The following is an 18,716-nucleotide window of genomic DNA, read 5'->3' on the forward strand; positions in this document are numbered from 1 at the left end:
TGATCGCCGCCGTCAGCGACGTCTTCCCATGGTCCACGTGACCGATCGTCCCAATGTTGCAGTGCGGCTTGTTCCGCTCGAACTTTGCCTTGGCCATCGCTCTGTTTCCTGGGGACCTGTTCCCGACGCCTGATCCGAACCTGCGCGCTTCCGCGATCCGATCCGCACTCTCGCCCCGCCCGAGCAGGCGGGTGGAGCGGGTGACGGGAATCGAACCCGCACAACCAGCTTGGAAGGCTGGGGCTCTACCATTGAGCTACACCCGCGCCCTGCACGCGCTTGGGTAGATCGGGCGCGTCGTCCAAAGCCGGCCTGCGACGCAGGCACCCGATCGCAGGCGCCACGACGGGAATGGAGGGGGTTGGATTCGAACCAACGTAGGCGAAGCCAGCGGATTTACAGTCCGCCCCCTTTAGCCACTCGGGCACCCCTCCGTGCTCCGCCGAGGCCCGGCAGTGCGGGCGCGCGGCAGTAGCGCCATGGGCGCCGTGCTGTCAACGTCGGTGGCGGGTGCGGGTCACGCTGGACAGCGCCGTTGCAGGGCGCAGGATGGCGCCATGCGTCGCCCGCCCCCCCGCCGTCCCGGCCCGCCCGGCCCCCGCCCTCCCCGCCGCGAGCCACCGCCAGGCCGCGGCGAGCCGCCGCGCGATGCGCCATCTCCCCAGCGCGACGCGCCGAAGGCGACCCGCCGCGACGCGCCGAAGGCCGCAGGCAAGCCGCCGCGCGGCCGCCAGCCGGACCCCGCGCCGCCGGCGCGCAGCGCGGAGGCCGATGGCGCGCCCCGGCCCCGCGGCCGCGACAGGCGCGGCATGAACGATCCGCGCCCCGGCCGCATGGCGGAGCCCGCACCGCCACCGCGCGCCACGCGCGCCCCGGTGCAGGACCGCGAGGCGACGCCGCCCGGCAGCCTCTGGATCCACGGCCTGCACGCGGTTGCCGCCGCGCTGGCGAATCCGCGCCGCCGGCCGCGCCGCCTGCTGGTGACCGCCGAGGCCGAGGCGGAACTCGTCCGCCGCGTGCCGAAGCCCTGGCGCATCCTGGCCGAGACGGTGGACCGTCACCGCTTCCAGACCTTCCTGCCCGAGGACGCCGTGCACCAGGGCGCCGCCCTGCTGACCGAGCCGCTGACGCCGCTGGCGCTCGACCAGGCGATCGCCCGCTCGGACGGCCCGGTGCTGCTGCTCGACCAGGTGACCGATCCGCGCAATGTCGGCGCCATCCTGCGCTCCGCCGCGGCGTTCGGCGCCGCCTGCGTGGTCATGCAGGACCGCAACGCGCCGCCCGAGACCGGCGCGCTGGCGCGGGCCGCGTCCGGCGCGCTGGAGATCGTGCCGATCGCACGCGAGGTGAACCTGTCGCGGGCCATCGTCACGCTGCAGCGCGCCGGCTTCTGGGTGCTGGGGCTCGCCGGCGAGGCCAGCCGGACGCTCGCCGAAGCCGCGCCGCGCGACCGCCGGGTGGCGCTGGTGCTCGGCGCCGAGGAGGCGGGGATGCGCCGGCTGCAGCGCGAGACCTGCGACGAGCTGGTGCGGCTGCCGATCGCGCCGGGGGTGGAGAGCCTGAACGTCGCCGCTGCCGCCGCGGTGGCCCTCTACGAGATCGCGCGCCATCTTCCGCCGACTGACGCGCAGGCCACCGACGCGCAGGCCACCGACGCAGAGGCCCCCGACGAGGAGGAGACCGAGGCATGACCAGCCCCGCCGCCCAGGCGATCCTTGCCGCCCGCGAAAGCCGCCGCATCCTCGCCCCGCTCGGCGAGCTGGCGCCGGCCGATGTCGTCGCCGGCTATGCCGCGCAACGGGAGGTTGCCGCGGCGCTCGGCGCCATCCCGCCCGCCGGCTTCAAGATCGGCGCAACTACCAAGCAGATGCAGGCCTATCTCGGCCTGGCCGGGCCCGCCGCCGGCTTCGTCTCCGAATCCGGGCTGCAGCACACGCCGGGCAGCTTCCCGTTCGCCGAGCTGATCGGACCCGGCGTGGAGTGCGAGGTCGGGCTGCGCCTCGGCAGCGACCTGCCGGCCGGCCCCTGCACGCGCGAGCAGGCCGAGGCCGCGGTGGCGGAGGTCTTCGCCGCCATCGAGATCGTCGAGAAGCGCTACAACGACCTCGCCGAGCTCGGCACGCCGACCCTGGTCGCCGACCAGGTGTTCCACCGCGCCGGCGTGCTCGGCAGGCCCGCCCATGGCTGGCGCGAGGCCGATCTCGGCGCTATCCGCGGCCGCATCACGGTGGATGGCGCGCTGCGCGGCGAGGGCGCCGGCGCCGACCTGCTGGGCCATCCCTTCGCGGCGCTGGCCTGGCTCGCCGCCTCGCCCTGCGCCGCGGTGTTCGGCGGGCTGAGGGCCGGGCAGGTTGTGTTCCTCGGCTCGGTCACGCCGCCGATCTGGCTGGACGGGCCCTGCGCCGTGACAGTGGAGTTCGACCTGCTCGGCCGCGCCGAGGCGCGATTCGTGTAACGGCTGCGTGTGGGCGCGGCGGCTTCACGCTTCGGCAACGCCTCGGGTCCCATGTTGCGTCCGCCGCGGCCTTCGGTGCGGAGCCCCGCCAGGATGGCGCCCCAGGTATTCGGAGCGTCATGCGACCCGCCAGTTGGAACACCCTGCCCGAGGATATGCAGCTCGTGCTCTCGCGCGAGGCGCTGCGCCGGGCCGCGGAAACCCTCGCCGAACACGCCGAGCTGCTCGCCGAGGAGATGGAGCGCGGGACGCTGTCCGACCGCGGCGGACCCGATGCGCTACGGCTGTTCGCCGCCGTGGTGCGCGCGACCAATGACGATGCCTTCGGGCCGGTCGGCCACGCGTGAGGTCGGCACGGCGGCGGCGGGCGTGAAGACGCTCGCCGCGAAACCGCGACGCGCATCGCGCCAGCGGACCGCTTCGCGCCGCCAGCGCGGATCGGCCGCGAGCACCGCTTCCGCCGCGGCGACCTGCCGCTCGCCGTCGCGATCGGTGATGCCGAGCAGCACCAGGCGGCGATAAGGGGCGGCCAGCGCTGGCAGCGTGGCGAGCTGCCCCTCACGCAGCAACAGCAGCGGCTGGCCGCGTGGCGCCTCGGCCAGCGTGGCGCCGACGATGCCGACGCCGTCATTGCCCCACGGCACCAGCAGCAGCGTCTGCGGGCCGAGATCCGGCGCGAGCACGCCGAGCGCGTCGCGATAGGTCTGGCGCGTCGCCGGGTGCAGCGCCATGCCGGCGGCGCCGGCCGCCTGCACCAGCAGCACCAGCGCGAGCCCGGCGGGCGCCAGTCGCGGCGCGCTGCGCGCCCAGGCGGCGGCCGCACCGGCCAGCAGCGCGGCGGCGAAGGGGGCGGCGAAGGCGAGGTAGCGAAGCTCGAGCGGCATGGTGCCGAAGGCCGCGGCCAGCAGCAGCAGCCCCGCCGAGGGCGCGACGAAGCCGCCGAGCCAGAACCAGCGCGTCGGCCCGATCGCCCGCCAGCGCCACGCCACCGCCAGCGCCGCGGCGGCCAGCAGCGTCACCAACGCCGCCCCCAGCAACAGCCGTGCCCCGCCCTCGACATAGAGCGGCAGCCCACCCAGCAGGTTGGCGGCGTTGAATTGCCCGAGCAGCAGCAGCGCCGAAAGCGGCTGGAAGGGCTCGAACTGGCTCGGCCGGCTGTCGCGCTGGGCCAGGAAGAAATGGAGGTTGGCCGCCTGCACCAGCAGGAAGGGCAGTGCCGCGAGGACCATGAGCCGCAGCCGCTGCCGCCACGGCAAGGGTACGATCAGCAGCCAGCCGATCATCGCCGCCGCCGGGAAGGCCGCGAGGTAGTTGGCAAAGGAGGCGCCGCCCGCCGCGAGGCCACCAAGCGCCGCCTGCCACCCGCGCTGCCTTCGCCAGGCGAGCAGGATGCAGAGCGCGGCCAGCCCGAGCAGCAGATGCGCCAGCGCGAAGCCTCGCGCCACGCCTCCCGTATAGGCGAAGCCGAAGGCGAGTGCGGTCGCCAGGCCGGTGGCCAGCGGCGGCAGCCCGGCCACCGCCGCCGCCGCCATGAACGCCGCCACCGCGCCGAGCGCGAGCAGGACGGAGAGCGCCCGCAGCGCCTCGACCGAGGTGAGGCCCATCCCCCGCCACGCGCCGGCGAGCCAGAAATACAGCGGCGGGTGGACATCGGTTTCGCGCAGGTTGCGGGCGATGGCGGCAGGGCCGGCGACGGCCTCAAGGGCGGGCTGCGCCTCGGCAGGGGTGAAGGGCGCGGCTGGCCAGTCCGGGCGGGGGACCGGCGAGGTGACGAGGCGCGTATAGGTCTCGTCGTATTCGGTCGAGCGCAGCGCTGCAGCGCCGCCGATCACCAGGGCGGCGACGAGTAGAACAAGCACAACGAAGCGTCGCGGCGTGGCGCCGCCGCGCGTGAGCAGGGCCGAGGCCATGCTGAACCGATCCCCCCGGGTTATGCGGACCGGAGGGCAAGACGCGCGCGCCGGCGATTCGATCCCGGGGGTGGCGCGCATAACTTTGCGAGCGCGCACCGGTTGGCCGCCGGGTGGGGCTGCATGCCGCATGGCCGGGCGGAGCGCTTCCAGCGCAACGGCGCGCTGCTGCACGGCACCGGCGAGCCACCCGAATCTGCACACCGCAGGTGGTGATGCTCGGAGCGCGAGCCGCCGGCTCGACAGAGGGCTGGCTACGTATGGCCCTGCCGGGTCAGGGCCATACGTCTCGATCGGCGCGCGGCAGCTACGGGTCCACCCGCAGGCCGCGGTCGCGGATCAGCTTGCTCCACTTCTCCGTCTCGCTTCGCATGTGGCGCTCGGCGCCGGCCATGTCGGAGCCGACCAGCACGAAGCCCACCTCGGCGGCGCGGGTGCGGACATCGGGCTGCGCCAGGCCGTGCAGCGCCGCGGCGGCCAGGCGGCGGGCGACCGGGTCCGGCGTCGCGGCGGGGACCCACCACATCACCCAGGAATTCGCGTCGAAGCCCGGCGCGACGCTCTCCGCCATGGTCGGCACGTCGGGCAGGGCGGGCACCCGCGCCGTCGTGCAGACGGCCAGCGCCTGCAGCGCGCCCTGCTGGATCTGGCCAAGCGTCGCCGGCATGTCGGCGAACATGAAGTCCACCGTGCCCGCCCGCAGGTCGGTCAGCCCCAACGCCGTGCCGCGATAGCCGACCAGCGTGAAGTCCGTGCCGGAGATGCTGCGGTAGAGCTCGGCGGCCAGCTGGTGCGGCGTGCCGGAACCGCCGGTGGCGCCGGTCATCCTGCCGGGATTGGCCTTCATGTGGCGGTCCCAGGCTTGGACATCGGCGAAGCGGCCCGGGCGGACCACCAGCACGAAGGGCGTGGTCGCCAGCCAGGTGAGCGGGCGAAATTCCGAAAGCTCATAGCCGGGATCGCGCATCATGAAGGGCGCGATCACCGAGGAGATCGGCGCCAGCAGCACCGTGGTGCCGTCCGGCGCGGCGCGCGCCACGCTGCGCGTGCCGACGGCGGCGCCGGCGCCGGGACGGTTCTCCACCAACATGGGCTGGCCGAGGAAGCCCTGCATGTGCGGCGCCATCACCCGCGCCAGGATGTCGGGCGAGCCGCCGGGGGCGAAGGGGTTGATCAGCCGCACCGGCCCGGGCGGCGTCCAGTCCTGCGCGCGGGCGCGCCCGGCGGGAAGCGCGGCGGCGAGCCCGCCGGCCATGGCCGCGTGCAAGGCGGCACGGCGCGAGAGATGCGTCATCGTCGTTGTCCCCTTCTTTGAAGCCTGCGGTGCGCCTGACGCGGCCTTCTGCGGACCGATCCTTTCGCAGATGAGGCGCCGCGCCGCCGATCGCAAGCCGGGACGGTTCAGGCGGGGCCATCTCTGCTGTAGAGAGTGGCCAGATGCCCCGCGCCGCGCCTCGTCGCCGAGCTTCCGCGCCGGCCCCGTCAGCCCGGCGCGAACCGCCGGCGCCACCACCGCCGCGCCGCCGGGGCTGGCGCTGGCTGCGCTGGCTGGTGCTGCTGACGGTCTGGGGCGGCGTCGGGCTGGGTGCGCTGCTGCTGGTGCTCACCTGGGACCTGCCGCGCACCGACATCGCCCTCGCCCAGACCCGCCGGCCCGGCGTGACGCTGGAAGCCATGGACGGGCGCATCATCGCCACCTCGGGCGACGTGCACGGCCAGGCGGTGCGGCTGCGCCAGCTGCCGCCGCACCTGCCCGCCGCGATCATCGCCATCGAGGACCGGCGCTTCCACGACCATCTCGGGCTAGACCCGATCGGCATCGCGCGCGCGGCCTGGGTGAACTGGACCAGCGGACGCGTCGTGCAGGGCGGCTCCACCATCACGCAGCAGCTGGCGAAGAACCTGTTCCTGACGCCGGAACGCAGCCTCCGGCGCAAGGCGCAGGAGGCGGTGCTGGCGATCTGGCTGGAATGGAAGTTCAGCAAGGACGAGCTGCTCGAGATCTACCTGAACCGCGTCTATCTCGGCGCCGGCGCCTATGGGGTGGACGCCGCCGCGCGGCTGTTCTTCGGCGTGCCGGCGCCGCGGCTTGCGCTGTGGCAGTCGGCGATCCTGGCCGGGCTGCCCAAGGCGCCGTCGCGCCTCAACCCCCGCACCGCGCCCGAGGCCGCCGCCGGCCGCGCGGTGGAGGTGCTGGAGGCGATGGCCGACACCGGCTTCCTCACCCGCCAGCAGGCGGCCCTCGCCGTCGAGCAGATCCGCATCCCGCCGCGCCCCTCCCGCGACTCCGGCTGGTTCGCCGACTGGGTGCTGGACGATGTCGCGGAGCGTTTCCCCGGCAATGCCGACCTGGTGCTGCGCACCACGCTCGACCTGCGGCTGCAGGCGGTGGTGGAGGCGCGGCTGCAGGCGCTGCTGGCCGGCCCCGGCGCGCGGGCGCGCGTCAGCCAGGGGGCGGTGGTGGTGCTGGAGGCCGCGACGGGCAATGTCCGCGCCATGGCCGGCGGCCGCGACTATCGCGCCAGCCAGTTCAACCGCGCCACCCAGGCGCGGCGCCAGCCGGGATCGGTGTTCAAGCCCTTCGTCTTCCTCGCCGCGCTGGAACGCGGGGCGAGCCCCGAGGACATGGTGGCGGACGGGCCGCTGAACCTCGGCGGCTGGTCGCCGGGCAACGGCAACTGGCGGACGCGCGGCGAGATCTCGCTGGAGGATGCGCTGGCGCACTCCGTCAACACTGCCGCGGTCAGGGTGCTGGCGCGCGCCGGCGGGGCGCGGGAGGCGGCCCTGGTTGCGCGGCGCTTCGGCCTGCCCGGCCCCTTCCCGAATGATGCCACCCTGGCGCTGGGCACCGGCGAGGTCACGCTGCTGGACCTCACCGTCGCCTATGCCGCCTTCGCCAATGGCGGGCTTCGGCCGCTGCCGCGCGGCCTCGCCTCGGCGCGGGCGAATGGCAGGACGGTGCCGATCGCCCCGCCCGCCGCCCTTCGCGCCACCAGCCCGCAGCATGCGGCGGCGGTCCGGCGCATGCTGGAGGCGGTGGTGGCGCGCGGCACCGGGCGGGCGGCGCAGCCGCCGGGCGGGCGGGCGGTGGCCGGCAAGACCGGCACCACCCAGGATTTCCGCGACGCCTGGTTCGTGGGAGTCTCCGGAGGACTCGTCATCGGCGCGTGGCTCGGCAACGATGACGGCTCAGCGATGTTGGAGGTGCGGGGCGGCACGCTGCCGGCCCGCCTCGTCCGCGACATACTGGAAGCCCTTGGCACCGGCCCGCGCGCCGCGGCGAGGGGATGAAGGAGCCTCGCGCCTTGGACAATGATGCGGCCGACGACCGGCCTCTTTCCGGACCGGAGCTGGTCCTGCTCCGCCATGGCAGTCTGCGCCTCACCGCGCCGGCGGTGCAGCACGAGGTCAACAATGCCCTGATGGTGCTCGCCTCCAACCTGGAGCTGCTCGGCCGCACCGCGGTCGAGGGCCCGCCGCGCCGCCAGCTGGACCGCGCGACCGAGGCGATGCGGCGGCTGGACCAGACCGTGCGCGGCTTCCTCGACGCCGCCCGTCGGGAGGCCGAGGACCCTGCCGAGGCGGTGCCGACCAATGTCGTCGCGCAGGCGCTGCCGATGCTGCGCGTGGCCCTCGGCGCCCGATACGGCATCGACCTGCAGGGCCCGGAGAAGGACACGCTGCCGGCGGTGCGGCTGGATCGTGGGCAGCTGGACCTCGGGCTGCTCTGCCTGGTGCGCGATGCCGCCCGGCGGATGACCGCCGGCGCGCGCATCATCCTGCGCGCCGAGGAGCGCCCGGAGTCGCGGGAAGTGGCGCTGCTGCTCGACCTGCCGCCGGGTGCCGGGCCGGGCGAGGACAGCCTGCGCCTGCTCGCCGGCGCCGCGGCGGCGGGCGGCGGCCGGCTGGAGGGGCAGGATGGCGGCCTCGCGCTGGTCTGGCCGCTTCCCGCTAGATCCCCGGCGCGCTGACGCCGACCACGCGCCAGGCGGTCTCCGCGCCATCGGGGGCGCGCAGCGTCAGCACCTCGCCCGGCCGCAACCCGCCCGAGATGTTGAGCAGGCGGTGGCCCGGCGCATCGGGATCCCTGCCTTCTTCGTCGAAGAAGCGGAGGTGCCAGCCTTCCTCGTCATGCGCGACGTCGCCCTTCAGGGGCGCGGGTCCGACGTCATCGCCCGGTGGCGGCCCGGCTGCCGGCAGGCGCCGCGCCGGCCAGGGGTCGGGGTCGTCGAGCCAGGCCTGCAGGTCGGGATGGCCGTGCGGGTCGAGCACGACGGCGAACTCCACCTGCCCGGCCTCCTCGACGGGGTCGGCCGGATCCCAGGCCCGGGCCAGTGTCACGGTGACGAGCTTCTCCGACGCCACGCATGGCTCCCTTCGGTCCAAGGCCCCCGAACGCCCGGCACGGACCGGCGGTTCAGATCGCCACCCGCACGCCGAGTTCCACCACCCGATCGGAGGGGATGCGGAAGAACTCGGTGGCCGGAACCGCATTGCGGCTCATGATGGTGAAGAGCCACTGGCGCCAGCGTGACATCTTCGGCACCGCCGCGGCCACCACCGTCTCCCGCCCAAGGAAGTAGGAGGTTTGCATCGCCTCGAAGGGGATGCCGATCTCCCTCAGCGTCTCCAGCTCCTTGGGGATGTTGGGGCTTTCCTGGAAGCCGTAGCGCAGCGACACGCGGTGGATGCCGGGTGCCAGCTCCTCCACCTCCCGCCGGCGGTCGGGCTGGACGTAGGGGATGGATTCGTTGGTGACCGTGACGAACAGCACGCGCTCATGCAGCACCTTGTTGTGCTTCAGGTTGTGCAGCAGCGCACCGGGCAGGTAGTCGGCCTGGCTGGTCATGAACACCGCGATGCCCGGCACGCGGATGGTGCGCGACTGCGGCAGCCGCGCGATGAAGGATTTGAGCGGCAGGCCATCCTGGCGGAAGCGGGCGAACAGCAATTCCCGCCCGCGCTGCCAGCTGGTCATCAGCAGGAACAGCGCGATGCCGAGCAGCACCGGGAAGTAGCCGCCCTCAGGCACCTTCAGCAGGTTGGAGGAGAAGTAGAGCAGGTCGATCACCAGGAAGCCGCCGAACAGCGGCAGGACGAGCGGCAGCGGCCAGCCGAAATGCCGCCAGAACACGACCATTGCGAGCAGGCTGGTGCAGACGAAGGTGCCGGTCACCGCGATGCCGTAGGCGGCGGCCAGCGCGTCCGAGGACCGGAACTCCAGCACCAGGATCACCACGCCGATCAGCAGCGTGAAGTTCACCTGCGGCAGGTAGATCTGGCCTTCCTCCGTCTCGCTGGTGTGGCGCACGATCAGGCGCGGCAGCAGGCCGAGCTGCACGCATTGGCGTGCCACCGAGAAGGCACCGGAGATCATCGCCTGGCTGGCGATGATCGTCGCCATCGTGGCGAGCAGCACCAGGGGCAGCCGCAGCACCTCTGGCGCCAGCAGGAAGAAGGGGTTCTCGAGCGCCCCGGGGTTGGCCAGCAGCAGCGCGCCCTGACCGAAATAGTTCAGCACCAGCGCAGGCAGCACGATGAACAGCCAGGCGAGGCGGATGGGCTTGGCGCCGAAATGGCCCATATCCGCGTAGAGCGCTTCGCCGCCGGTCACCGCCAGCACCACCGCGCCGAGCGCGATGAAGGCGACGAGTGGCCGCCCGGCGACGAACTCGAAGGCCGGCAGCGGCGAGAGCGCCGCCAGCACGCTCGGGTTCTGCACGATCTGCGCCACGCCGAGCAGCGCCATCACGGCGAACCAGGTCGCGGTGACCGGGCCGAAGATGCGCCCCATGCGCCCGGTGCCGCGATACTGCACCAGGAACAGCCCGAGCAGCACGCAGAGCGAGAGGGGGATGACGGCAGGCTCCATCGCGGGCGAGACCACGCGTAGCCCCTCCACTGCCGAGAGCACCGATATCGCCGGCGTCACCATCCCGTCGGAGAAGAACAGGCTGGCGCCGGCGATTCCGACCAGCACCGCGGCCTTGCGCAACCAGCTGCGTTCCGGCAGGGCACGCAGCGCAAGCGCGGTGAGCGACATGATGCCGCCTTCGCCGCGGTTGTCGGCGCGCAGGATGAAGGCGACGTATTTCACCGTCACCACCAGGATCAGCGACCAGAAGACGAGGCTCAGGATGCCGAGCACCTCGGCGCGATCGATGCCGTCGTCCGCGAAGAACAGCAGCGAGGCCCGCATCGCGTAGAGCGGGCTGGTGCCGATATCGCCGTAGACGACGCCGAGGACGCCGAGGATGCCGGCGGCCGTCACCGGACGGCCGGCAGCGTGGGGAGGACTCAAGATCGCGCTCCGGAAGCGGAACGCCGGAGGCTTAGAGCCGGTGGTGCCTGCTGCGCAAGCTTCGCCGGCGGATTCCCCGGAAGCCCTCCCGGCCCCGGGCGCTACACATGTGGAGGGCCGCGCTGCCTGCGATGCTCCGCCGCCCCGAGGGCGCGGCGGGCGCGGCAGATGATCACGCGGACTCGGTGCTCTGCGAATGCTCCAGGAAGAAACGGAGCATCTCGCGCGATGCATCGGGACCTCGCGGGTCGGTGTAGGATCCGGCAGCGCTGCCACCGGACCAGGCGTGGCCGCCGCCATGGATCAGCCATTGCTCGAGCACCGCTCGGCCGCCGGCATCAGCATGGATGGTGCGGCTGTAGGCGTGGCCGCCCGGCACCTGCCCGCGCTGCACCTCGGTCCGCAGGCCGCCGGCCGCACCCGATTGGGCGATGACCTGGTCCCCGTTGCGGGGATGGACGGTGCCGTCCTTGTCGGCATGGAACACGATGGTCGGGACGACGCGTCGGTTTCCTTCGGTTGCTCCTGCGCGACCGGGCCTCTGTGGCGCGGCAGCGCCCTGCCGCATGGCCGCAAAGGCCGAGGGAACGTCGCGCGCCGCCCCGCAGGCCAGGCCGGAATGCACGCCGACCGCGGCGTAGAGATCGGGGTAGGCCTGCGCCATGATGGCTGCCGCGGCACCGCCGGCGGACAGCCCGGCGACATAGATCCGCTTCGGGTCAACCGCATGGTCGCGCATGACCTGGCGCGTGATGCCGGCGATCAGCGCCGGCTCGCCCCGGTCGCGCTGCTGATCTTCGGGACTGAACCAGTTCCAGCATTTCTGGGCGTTCGCTGCCTGGGTCTGCCCGGGATAGACGATGATGCAGCCATGCTCCTCGGCGAGCAGGTTCATCCGCGTGCCGGCGGCGAAGTCGTCGGGCGACTGGGTGCAGCCGTGCAGCATGACCACCAGCGGCACCGCCTCGCCGCGACAGGTAGCGGGAATGTAGAGCTTGTAGCCGCGGCTCCCGGCGTCGCTGCTGAAGGATCGCGCGACGAACTGTGCACCGTCCGGCAGCGGGTCGGCTGCGCGCGCCACCGAACCTTGCATCAGCCCGCCGAGGTCCTGCGGCAAGCTACCCTGGCTGATCTGGCCGAGGAAGCCGCGCAGAGCCTCCGGCATCTGCGGCATCGCCGTCTTGCCCAGGCCATCGGCCGGCCAACGGCCGGCAGCCCCGGTGCGAGGCTCCGCCGCAGCCGAGGCCGGCGCGGGACCGGATGCCTCACCCGTCTCGGGATCGATGTCGATGATGCGCGGCAGGCGTCCGGCAGCCGGCCCTGCGGGGTCGTGCGGTCCAGCCGGAGCAGTGTCAGTGGGCGCCTCGCCCCGGAGCAGACGCTGCAGCAGCGCGGAGGCTTCGGTCAGCTTGCCTTCGCGGGTGAGACGGGTCGCCTCGAGCATGTGGTTCGGCGGGATCGCGTTCATGTCTGGTGCTTTCAATGCGGGGACACAGGCCAGCCGTCCGCACGACGACGCTCGCCCTGCATCCCTTCGTGGAATGCCGATGGTGGAAACGGATTGTCGCCGTCCCGATGCGGGGCGACGGTCAGCGAAATGCGGTGCGGCCTGGGCCGGTCAGCGGGTACGGTCGGCGAGCGCGGCCTTCACAGCTGCGCTGGCCTGGAGCGCACCCAGGACGGAGATCGAGGCGATCGTCTCTCTGGCGAGCTCTGGCGTGACATCGGCCGCGATGCTGGCAAGGCCGAGCACCCGGATGTCGAGACGCTGCCCCGCCTCACGGGCCGCTTCGAGATCCGCGCGGCTGAAATGCCGTAGCCCAAGATCCAGGCTTTTTCGGGCGACGGACTGCCTGGCCGCGTCAGCGTGCCGTTCGATCTGGTTGCGGATCGCCGTGCGGATGAAGTCAGTACGGTTGGAGTAGAAGCCGTCCTGCACCAGCAGATCGATATGGCCGAGATCGACGTAGCCGAGGTTGATGGTGATCTTTTCGGTGTCGCTACCGGCCTTGGGCCGTAGCTCGTGCACATTGCCAGCCATCCCTTGAACATCCCCTCTCCATCCATTGGGATGGTAAATGGGGCCCGGCGAGCTGCTTTCAAGCAGCGACACTCCTGCCGGCAAGCCTTGTCGCCTGGAGATGGCGGAAGCGGCTCCCGCTGCCGAGGAGAGTCGCCGCGCGACCGGCGAGCTGCTCCCACCGCTGGACCGCGACGTCCACGTCGCGCGCGTCGATGTCCATGGCGCAGCAGATCCGACCCGTGGTCTCGGTGGCGATGATCGTCGTGCTGCAGTCGCAGAACGGCTCGTGGATCAGATCGCCCGCCGCGCTGTTGTCGAGGATCGGCCGGCGCATGCGTTCCGCGGCCCGCCGATCATGTCGTGCATCATGCGTCGCGCCCTCCCCCGATTGGCCGCGATCGGACCGGCAGGGATCTCAGCTTCCGCCGCCGCGCATCCGCTGCTGGGGCCGGACGAAGTCGGGCAGCGAGATCCGACCGTCCCGGTGGGCGTCGAAGGCTTCGATCGGCAGTTCGGCGTCTCCCGTTGGATCAGGGCTATGCCGCGGGCTTGTCGCGGCAGGTGTTCAGCCCGATGGCGGAGTTCACCGGGCAGTAGCGCGCGAAGACCGTGAAGAAGGCGATGCCGGCCAGCACGAACAGGACGACGCGCCAGAGCGTGTCCATGGTCACGAACAAAGCGGCCAGGAGGAAGACGGTGCCCAGCACCGCGCGGATGCCCCTGTCGATCCCGCCGACGTTGCAGGTCATGGCGTGGCTCCTTCTCGATCCTTGGTCCGGCGACGCGGCGGGAAGCGGTTGAGCGGGATCTTCAGGTAGGAGGTGCCGTTCGCCTCCGGCTCGGGCAGGCGCCCGCCGCGCATGTTCACCTGCAACGCGTCCAGCATGAGCGCGGGCAGCGGCAGGCCCGCGTCGCGCTCCTGGCGCTTGCGGACGAACTCCTCCTCCGAGACGCCGTCTCGGGCGTGGATGTTGTGCGCACGCTGCTCGGCGACGGTGGACTCCCAGCGCGGCTCCCGCCCGCCCGGCATGTAGTCGTGACCGGTGAAGATCCGCGTCTCCGCAGGCAGGTCCAGCAGGCGCCGGATGGAGCGCCACTGCGCGCGTGCGTTGCCGCCGGGGAAGTCGGCGCGCGCCGTGCCGCCATCGGGCATGAACAGCGTATCGTGTACGAAGGCCGTGTCGCCGATGCGATAGGCGATCGAGGCTGCGGTGTGGCCAGGCGTGAACAGCACCTCTGCCTCCAGATCGCCCACCCGGAAGCGTTCGCCATCGTCGAACAGGCGGTCCCATTGCGAGCCGTCGGCCGGGAAGTCGGGAAGGTGGTAGATCTCCTTCCAGATCCGCTGCACCGCGACGACACAGGAGCCGATCGCGATCGGCGCGCCAAGCCGCGCCTGCAGGTAGGGCGCGGCCGAGAAGTGGTCGGCGTGCGGGTGGGTGTCGAGGATCCACTCCACGGCGAGCCCGCGGTCACGCACGAAGCCGAGCATCCGATCGGCGAAGTCGGTGTAGGTCGCACGCGCATTGCGATCGAAGTCAAGGACCGGGTCGACGACCGCGCAGCGCCGCGTGCCGGGATCGGCGCAGACATAGGCGATGCTGTTCGTGTCCTCGTGGAAGAAGCCCGTCACCTCGGGCCGGGGCTGCTGCGTCATGCCGGCGGCTCTCCGTGTTGTCGCGGCTGCGGGAGGGGCGCAGCGGCGGCTCAGCCCTGGCCTGCGGCGCCCTTGTCCACCACGCCGGGGATGTCGCTGGTGGGGCCGCCGAAGCGTCCCTTCAGCGCGTCCACCCCCTCCTGCGGATGCGCGATGTTCACGAGCGCCTCGCGCGCGCGGCGGCGCAGCTCGGTATTCACGCCGAACCGCGCGTCACGCAATTGGACAAGGCAGGGATTCGCCTCGCCGTCGCGACTGAACGACCAGGCCAGCTTCGGGTCGCCGAGCGGCAGTTCCTGCCCCTCGCGCCCCGGCGCGCCGGTGTCCCAGAGATGCCAGGTCTTGCCGTAGCTGTTCATCTTGCTGCGCATCAGCGCGGTCTCGGCGATCTCGGGCAGGCCCGGGGCGATCAGCTGGCCGGACAGGATCTCGCCGTTGTGCGGGTGCCAGTAGCGGCGCTCCTGCTCCGGCAACCGCTCGAACATGCGCTCGGAGACGATGTACTCGATTCCGGTGAGGTTCGCGTCCGCGGTGTTGCCGTCGAACAGCACGCACTGCATGAAATCCTCGTTCACCTGGCGGCAGAAGTGGTGCGCTTCCATCTGGTGGTGCGGATCGTCCTTCATCGGGTGGAAGCCGACGAGATAGACGTCGAAGGCCTGCAACGGCGTCATGGGCTGCAGCATCGCCGCTCCCGTCTCCAGCGTCCGGACCTTGGCGCTCTTCGGACGCCCGGGCGGCGCGACAGGGGCCTCCACGCGCGCGATGCCCCGCCGCAGCAGCAGGGCAGTGGCGGAGGCAGCCAGCACGGCCGCCGCAAGGTGGGTGACGTCGAAGCGGCGCGTCATGACGGGGTTCCTGTCGTCGGCGTCTTCGGGGCTCTGAAGATTTGAGGATCCGGCCTCAACTCGCGGCCCCCGGGGCGGTTCCAGCCAGAGCCAGCAGGAGGGGAGACGGCCGGATGGAGTGGCTGGACGGTGTTCATGCGCTGATCGGGCGGGAGGATGGGGCGATCGCCTGGTGGCAGATGATCGTCCGTGGGCTGCTGGTCTTCGCGTTCGGATTGGCCCTGATCCGCACCGCAGGCCGCCGCGCCTTCGGGCGCCAGACCCCGCTCGACGTGGTGCTGGCCGTGTTGATCGGCTCCAACCTCAGCCGGGCGCTCACCGGCAACGCACCCTTCCTCGCGACGCTGGTGGCGACAGCCGCGCTCGTGGCGCTGTACTGGCTCGCGGTGCACGCCGCCGCACGCTGGCACTTCTTCGGGTGGCTGGTGAAGGGCGACGTCGTGCAACTCGCGCGCTCCGGGAAGGTGGACCGCCGGGCGATGCGCCGCACCGGGGTGAGCGACGGTGACCTCGAGGAGGCGATGCGCCGCGCCGGACTCGGGACCCTGGACCAGGTCGAGACCGCCGTCCTCGAGCGCAGCGGGAAGATCAGCGTCGCCGGCGGGTAGCGCGAGGGCATCTGCGGACCTTCGAACATCTTTGTGAACCGCAGGGCGCCGTGATGGTTCCTACCGGGGGCGGGCGCGCAGGCCCCGCCCCCGGGAGGCAGGACAGTGTCATGCCGAAGCGCCCTTCCCTTCTTGCCGCTGTCGCAAGCGGCGGTGCCGGCTTGCCGCCAGCGGTCCGCCCGCGGAGGGGACGCCGCCTCCGTCGCGGCGACGCGGTGGAGGTCGCGGCCACCAAGGAGATCCGGGAGGCATCGGGCGAGATGACGGCGCACCTGCTGCATACCCATGGCGTGCAGTTCGAGGTCCTCGGCCGCGCCGGCGCCCCGCCGGATCGGCGGGACGGGGGCCTGCGCGACACGGTGGTGGTGCGCGAGCCGATGGCGCAGTTCATTGTCGGCTGAGGAATCGGAGGGCGCTGCCGCCGGAACGACGCCCGGGTCAGGCTCGCTGGAGGAGGATGCGCAACGGGCCTCAGACTTCCTGAAGGCGCTCGCCAATCCCTGGCGGCTACGGATGCTCTGCGCCCTGGCGGAGGGACCATTGGCGGTCGGCGTGCTCGCGGCGCGGATCGGCGCACGCGAGGCGCTGGTCAGCCAGCACCTGATGCGGCTACGCGCCGAGGGGCTGGTTCGCGGCGAGCGCAGCGGGCACCACGTGATCTACAGCCTGGCGCCCGGGCCGGCCGCCGAGATCATCGCCGCGCTGCATCGCGCCTTCTGCGCGCGCTAGACCCGAGCTGCCCGGACTGTGTCCGGGCAGCTCGGGTCCAGCCCTTTCGAGCCGGCGATTCACGCCCTGGCGTGCCCGCCTGCGGCGTGCACACCCAGGGCGATCGCGGGCTAGCCCAGTGCGGCAGGGCGGGCCGGGCCTCAGCTCCAGTAGGGCGCAACGCCGTAGTGAGCGTGCAGTCTTGCCTCGTGGTCGCGCTGGAGCGTGGTGGAGGGGTCATACTCCGGGCTCGCCTTCACCTGCTCGCGCGTGACGTCCACACGGACCTTCTGCGTCGCCCAGTCGATCTCGCGGAACGAGCGGGGCGAGAGCAGGACCTTGCGGGCCGGCCACCAGTTGGCCGTGTCGATCATCGCGTAGCGGATCACCCAGGATTCGTCGTCCACCAGGAATTCCTCGACATGCCCGATGTCGCCGTCGGTTGCCTGGACGTAGTAGCCGGTGACCTCGCGGGCGCTGCGCAGATGAGGGTCGCCGCTCGGCTCCTGGCGCGGCTCAGGCGCGGGGGGGGCCTGTCCGGTTGTGGGGAGCAGCCCCGGCGCCGCGAAGGGGGGCGCGTAGCCGAGGTTCCAGTACGGCGTCCAGCCGTAGTGACTGTAGACCCTCGACTCGAGCTGCCGCGAGACCGGTGCGTCGAAGTCGATCTCCGGGCTCTCCTCCACCTGCTTGCGCGTGAGGTCCACCGGGTATTCCAGCGTGACCCCGCCCGGAGCACCGAAGCAGGAGGGCGGGAGCAGCACACGGCGCCCGGTGAGCCAGGTGCCGGTGTCCACAAGCACCCAGCGGACGGTCCAGTCCGTCTCGTCGAAGAGCAGGTCGGCGATGCTCCCGATCTCGCCATCCCTGGCGCGGATACCGCTGCCGATGAGCGTCGTGGATCGCCAGAGCATCGCAACCTCCTTGCCTCAACCAGGTCCGGTTCCCGTGCCGGCCCCTGCAGGCCAAAGCCGTGCGCGGCGCGCGGGTTCCGGACGGCGGGGCTGCCGATCCGCAACGCCACGGGTATTGGCGCGGCGGCAATCCATATGTCGCAGACACATGGCGCTGACGGACGGTGGGGGCCTGGCCTTGCCGCGAGACTCGGAGCCTGACGTTGGGAGAGCAAAATGCTGCGCGTCCGCCGGGCCCCGCCCGCCGACACCTTCCCGGTCGAGCCCTGGGCGCTCGAGGCAGTTCGCTTCGGCCCGGAGCTTGCGGAGTGGTTCGTCGGCCAGGCCGAGACCATGTTCGCCCTCGCCAACGGACACCTCGGCATCCGCGGCGTGCTCGACGAGGGCGCGCCGGCGCGCGAGCCCGGCGTCTTCCTCAACGGCTTCCACGAGTTGCGCCCGATCACCTATGGCGAGCGCGCCCACGGCTTCCCCCGCGTCGGGCAGAGCATGCTGAACCTGCCGGACGGCACTCCCCTGCGGCTCTATGTGGAGGGCGATCCCTTCCGGCTCGACAAGGCCGAGCTGCTTTCCTTCCGCCGCCGGCTCGACATGCGCGCGGGCGTGCTGGAGCGGGTCGTGACCTGGCGGACGCCCGCGGGCAAGCGCCTCAGCTTGCGCACCCTGCGTCTCGTCTCCTTCGACGACCGGCACCTCGCCGCGCTCGCCTGGGAGCTGTCGGCCGAGGACGGGGCGGCGGAGGTAACGCTGTGCTCGGAACTCGTGCTCCATCCGCCGCTTGCGCTGGACCCGGACGATCCGCGCCTCGCCGAGCCGGCGCCGTACGGGCGCGTCCTGCTGCCCACCCGGCGGGCGGCCAGTTCGCTACGGGCCGTGCTCGGCTTCCGGACGGAGGGCTCGGGCCTCGTCCTCGGCTGCGGCATGGACCATCTCATGGAGGAGCCTGGCCGCCTAGTCGCCGAGGCCGAGTGCCGTGAGGATTTCGCCTGCGTGCGGTTCCAGGGCGAGGTCGCGCCCGGCCGGCCGATCCGGCTGTGGAAGGCGCTCGCCTACCACTACGATGCGGGCGTGCCGCCGGAGGAGATCGAGGCGCGGGTCGCCCGCAGCCTCGACCGTGCGCGGCAGCTCGGCTTCGACGGGATCGCCGGGCGCCAGCGCGCCCGCCTCGCGCGCTTCTGGGAGCGGGCCGATGTGGAGGTGGAGGATTCCGACCCGCACCGCCAGCAGGTGATCCGCTGGAACCTGTTCCAGCTCCTGCAGGCCTCCGAGCGCGCCGAGGGCCACGGCATCGGCGC

General features: G+C 72.4%; 20 protein-coding genes, 2 tRNA genes and 1 pseudogene. 9 read left to right on the forward strand and 14 right to left on the reverse strand.

Annotated features, from left to right (window positions below; translation table 11 throughout):
• The 3 genes from ACESM1_RS28530 to ACESM1_RS28540 all read right to left on the reverse strand — a co-directional run.
• Positions 1–97: GTP-binding protein (locus ACESM1_RS28530; protein WP_372624634.1), on the reverse strand; the 97-nt coding region annotated here is incomplete at its 3' end.
• 95 nt (positions 98–192) lie between these two features.
• Positions 193–266, reverse strand: a tRNA-Gly gene (locus tag ACESM1_RS28535).
• 86 nt (positions 267–352) lie between these two features.
• Positions 353–434: transfer RNA gene (locus ACESM1_RS28540), tRNA-Tyr, on the reverse strand.
• Between the two features lie 375 nt (positions 435–809).
• Between ACESM1_RS28540 and rlmB the strand changes: the two genes are divergently transcribed.
• The 3 genes from rlmB (at position 810) to ACESM1_RS28555 (ending at position 2,802) form a co-directional block, all read left to right on the forward strand.
• Positions 810–1,691: a 23S rRNA (guanosine(2251)-2'-O)-methyltransferase RlmB gene (gene rlmB / locus ACESM1_RS28545; protein WP_372624616.1), complete on the forward strand. Its 882-nt coding sequence runs from the start codon at positions 810–812 to the stop codon at positions 1,689–1,691.
• Positions 1,688–2,455 (forward strand): 2-keto-4-pentenoate hydratase, encoded by a 768-nt coding sequence (locus ACESM1_RS28550; RefSeq protein WP_372624617.1) that lies wholly within the window; start codon positions 1,688–1,690, stop codon positions 2,453–2,455. The genes rlmB and ACESM1_RS28550 overlap by 4 nt, the downstream gene beginning before the upstream one ends.
• 119 nt (positions 2,456–2,574) lie before the next feature.
• Positions 2,575–2,802: a hypothetical protein gene (locus ACESM1_RS28555; RefSeq protein ID WP_372624618.1), complete on the forward strand. Its 228-nt coding sequence runs from the start codon at positions 2,575–2,577 to the stop codon at positions 2,800–2,802.
• Here the strand turns inward: ACESM1_RS28555 and ACESM1_RS28560 are convergent.
• Together ACESM1_RS28560 and ACESM1_RS28565 are read right to left on the reverse strand one after the other, a co-directional pair.
• Positions 2,734–4,365: a hypothetical protein gene (locus tag ACESM1_RS28560; RefSeq protein WP_372624619.1), complete on the reverse strand. Its 1,632-nt coding sequence runs from the start codon at positions 4,363–4,365 to the stop codon at positions 2,734–2,736. The two genes, ACESM1_RS28555 and ACESM1_RS28560, sit on opposite strands and share 69 nt — an antisense overlap.
• Before the next feature lie 307 nt (positions 4,366–4,672).
• Positions 4,673–5,659 (reverse strand): Bug family tripartite tricarboxylate transporter substrate binding protein, encoded by a 987-nt coding sequence (locus tag ACESM1_RS28565; protein ID WP_372624620.1) that lies wholly within the window; start codon positions 5,657–5,659, stop codon positions 4,673–4,675.
• A 257-nt stretch (positions 5,660–5,916) separates the two neighbouring features.
• Between ACESM1_RS28565 and ACESM1_RS28570 the strand changes: the two genes are divergently transcribed.
• Positions 5,917–7,656 (forward strand): transglycosylase domain-containing protein, encoded by a 1,740-nt coding sequence (locus ACESM1_RS28570; RefSeq protein WP_372624621.1) that lies wholly within the window; start codon positions 5,917–5,919, stop codon positions 7,654–7,656.
• A 14-nt stretch (positions 7,657–7,670) separates the two neighbouring features.
• The gene (locus ACESM1_RS28575) at positions 7,671–8,336 is read left to right on the forward strand and encodes a histidine kinase dimerization/phospho-acceptor domain-containing protein (RefSeq protein WP_372624622.1); all 666 of its coding nucleotides are present in this window, start codon (positions 7,671–7,673) and stop codon (positions 8,334–8,336) included.
• Here ACESM1_RS28575 and ACESM1_RS28580 read toward each other — a convergent pair.
• The 8 genes from ACESM1_RS28580 to ACESM1_RS28615 form a co-directional block, all read right to left on the reverse strand.
• Positions 8,317–8,730, reverse strand: coding sequence for a hypothetical protein (locus ACESM1_RS28580; protein ID WP_372624623.1), 414 nt, complete (start codon positions 8,728–8,730; stop codon positions 8,317–8,319). The genes ACESM1_RS28575 and ACESM1_RS28580 overlap by 20 nt on opposite strands.
• 52 nt (positions 8,731–8,782) lie before the next feature.
• Positions 8,783–10,669 (reverse strand): potassium transporter Kup, encoded by a 1,887-nt coding sequence (locus ACESM1_RS28585; RefSeq protein WP_372624635.1) that lies wholly within the window; start codon positions 10,667–10,669, stop codon positions 8,783–8,785.
• A gap of 169 nt (positions 10,670–10,838) precedes the next feature.
• Positions 10,839–12,134, reverse strand: a complete 1,296-nt coding sequence (locus ACESM1_RS28590) for an alpha/beta hydrolase family esterase (protein WP_372624624.1) — start codon at positions 12,132–12,134, stop codon at positions 10,839–10,841.
• Positions 12,135–12,284: 150 nt separating this feature from the next.
• A complete protein-coding gene (locus tag ACESM1_RS28595) occupies positions 12,285–12,707 on the reverse strand; it encodes a CopG family transcriptional regulator (RefSeq protein WP_372624625.1) in 423 nt (140 codons plus the stop codon).
• A gap of 58 nt (positions 12,708–12,765) precedes the next feature.
• Entirely contained in the window at positions 12,766–13,023 is a 258-nt protein-coding gene (locus ACESM1_RS28600) for a site-specific DNA-methyltransferase (protein WP_372624626.1), read from the reverse strand.
• A 202-nt stretch (positions 13,024–13,225) separates the two neighbouring features.
• Positions 13,226–13,438, reverse strand: coding sequence for a DUF2892 domain-containing protein (locus ACESM1_RS28605; protein ID WP_372624627.1), 213 nt, complete (start codon positions 13,436–13,438; stop codon positions 13,226–13,228).
• A complete protein-coding gene (locus ACESM1_RS28610) occupies positions 13,435–14,346 on the reverse strand; it encodes an MBL fold metallo-hydrolase (RefSeq protein WP_372624628.1) in 912 nt (303 codons plus the stop codon). Before ACESM1_RS28610 ends, ACESM1_RS28605 begins: the two co-directional genes overlap by 4 nt.
• 50 nt (positions 14,347–14,396) lie before the next feature.
• Positions 14,397–15,194, reverse strand: coding sequence for an OBAP family protein (locus ACESM1_RS28615; protein ID WP_372624629.1), 798 nt, complete (start codon positions 15,192–15,194; stop codon positions 14,397–14,399).
• 113 nt (positions 15,195–15,307) lie between these two features.
• On the opposite strand from ACESM1_RS28615, the gene ACESM1_RS28620 reads away from it, so the two are divergent.
• From ACESM1_RS28620 to ACESM1_RS28630, 3 genes are all read left to right on the forward strand, one after another.
• Positions 15,308–15,802 carry a DUF421 domain-containing protein gene (locus tag ACESM1_RS28620; RefSeq protein ID WP_372624630.1) on the forward strand — a complete coding sequence of 165 codons (495 nt, stop codon included), beginning with the start codon at positions 15,308–15,310 and terminating at the stop codon, positions 15,800–15,802.
• Between the two features lie 215 nt (positions 15,803–16,017).
• Positions 16,018–16,203 carry a multicopper oxidase domain-containing protein gene (locus tag ACESM1_RS28625; protein ID WP_372624631.1) on the forward strand — a complete coding sequence of 62 codons (186 nt, stop codon included), beginning with the start codon at positions 16,018–16,020 and terminating at the stop codon, positions 16,201–16,203.
• Positions 16,193–16,531: an ArsR/SmtB family transcription factor gene (locus ACESM1_RS28630; RefSeq protein ID WP_372624632.1), complete on the forward strand. Its 339-nt coding sequence runs from the start codon at positions 16,193–16,195 to the stop codon at positions 16,529–16,531. The genes ACESM1_RS28625 and ACESM1_RS28630 overlap by 11 nt, the downstream gene beginning before the upstream one ends.
• A gap of 140 nt (positions 16,532–16,671) precedes the next feature.
• Here ACESM1_RS28630 and ACESM1_RS28635 read toward each other — a convergent pair whose 3' ends face one another.
• Positions 16,672–17,421: a PRC-barrel domain-containing protein gene (locus ACESM1_RS28635; protein ID WP_372624633.1), complete on the reverse strand. Its 750-nt coding sequence runs from the start codon at positions 17,419–17,421 to the stop codon at positions 16,672–16,674.
• 216 nt (positions 17,422–17,637) lie between these two features.
• On the opposite strand from ACESM1_RS28635, the pseudogene ACESM1_RS28640 reads away from it, so the two are divergent.
• Positions 17,638–18,716 (forward strand): annotated as a pseudogene (locus ACESM1_RS28640) (hypothetical protein); the annotation flags it as partial.

It is taken from the genome of Falsiroseomonas sp. (genome assembly GCF_041690465.1).
Classification (GTDB): domain Bacteria; phylum Pseudomonadota; class Alphaproteobacteria; order Acetobacterales; family Acetobacteraceae; genus Falsiroseomonas.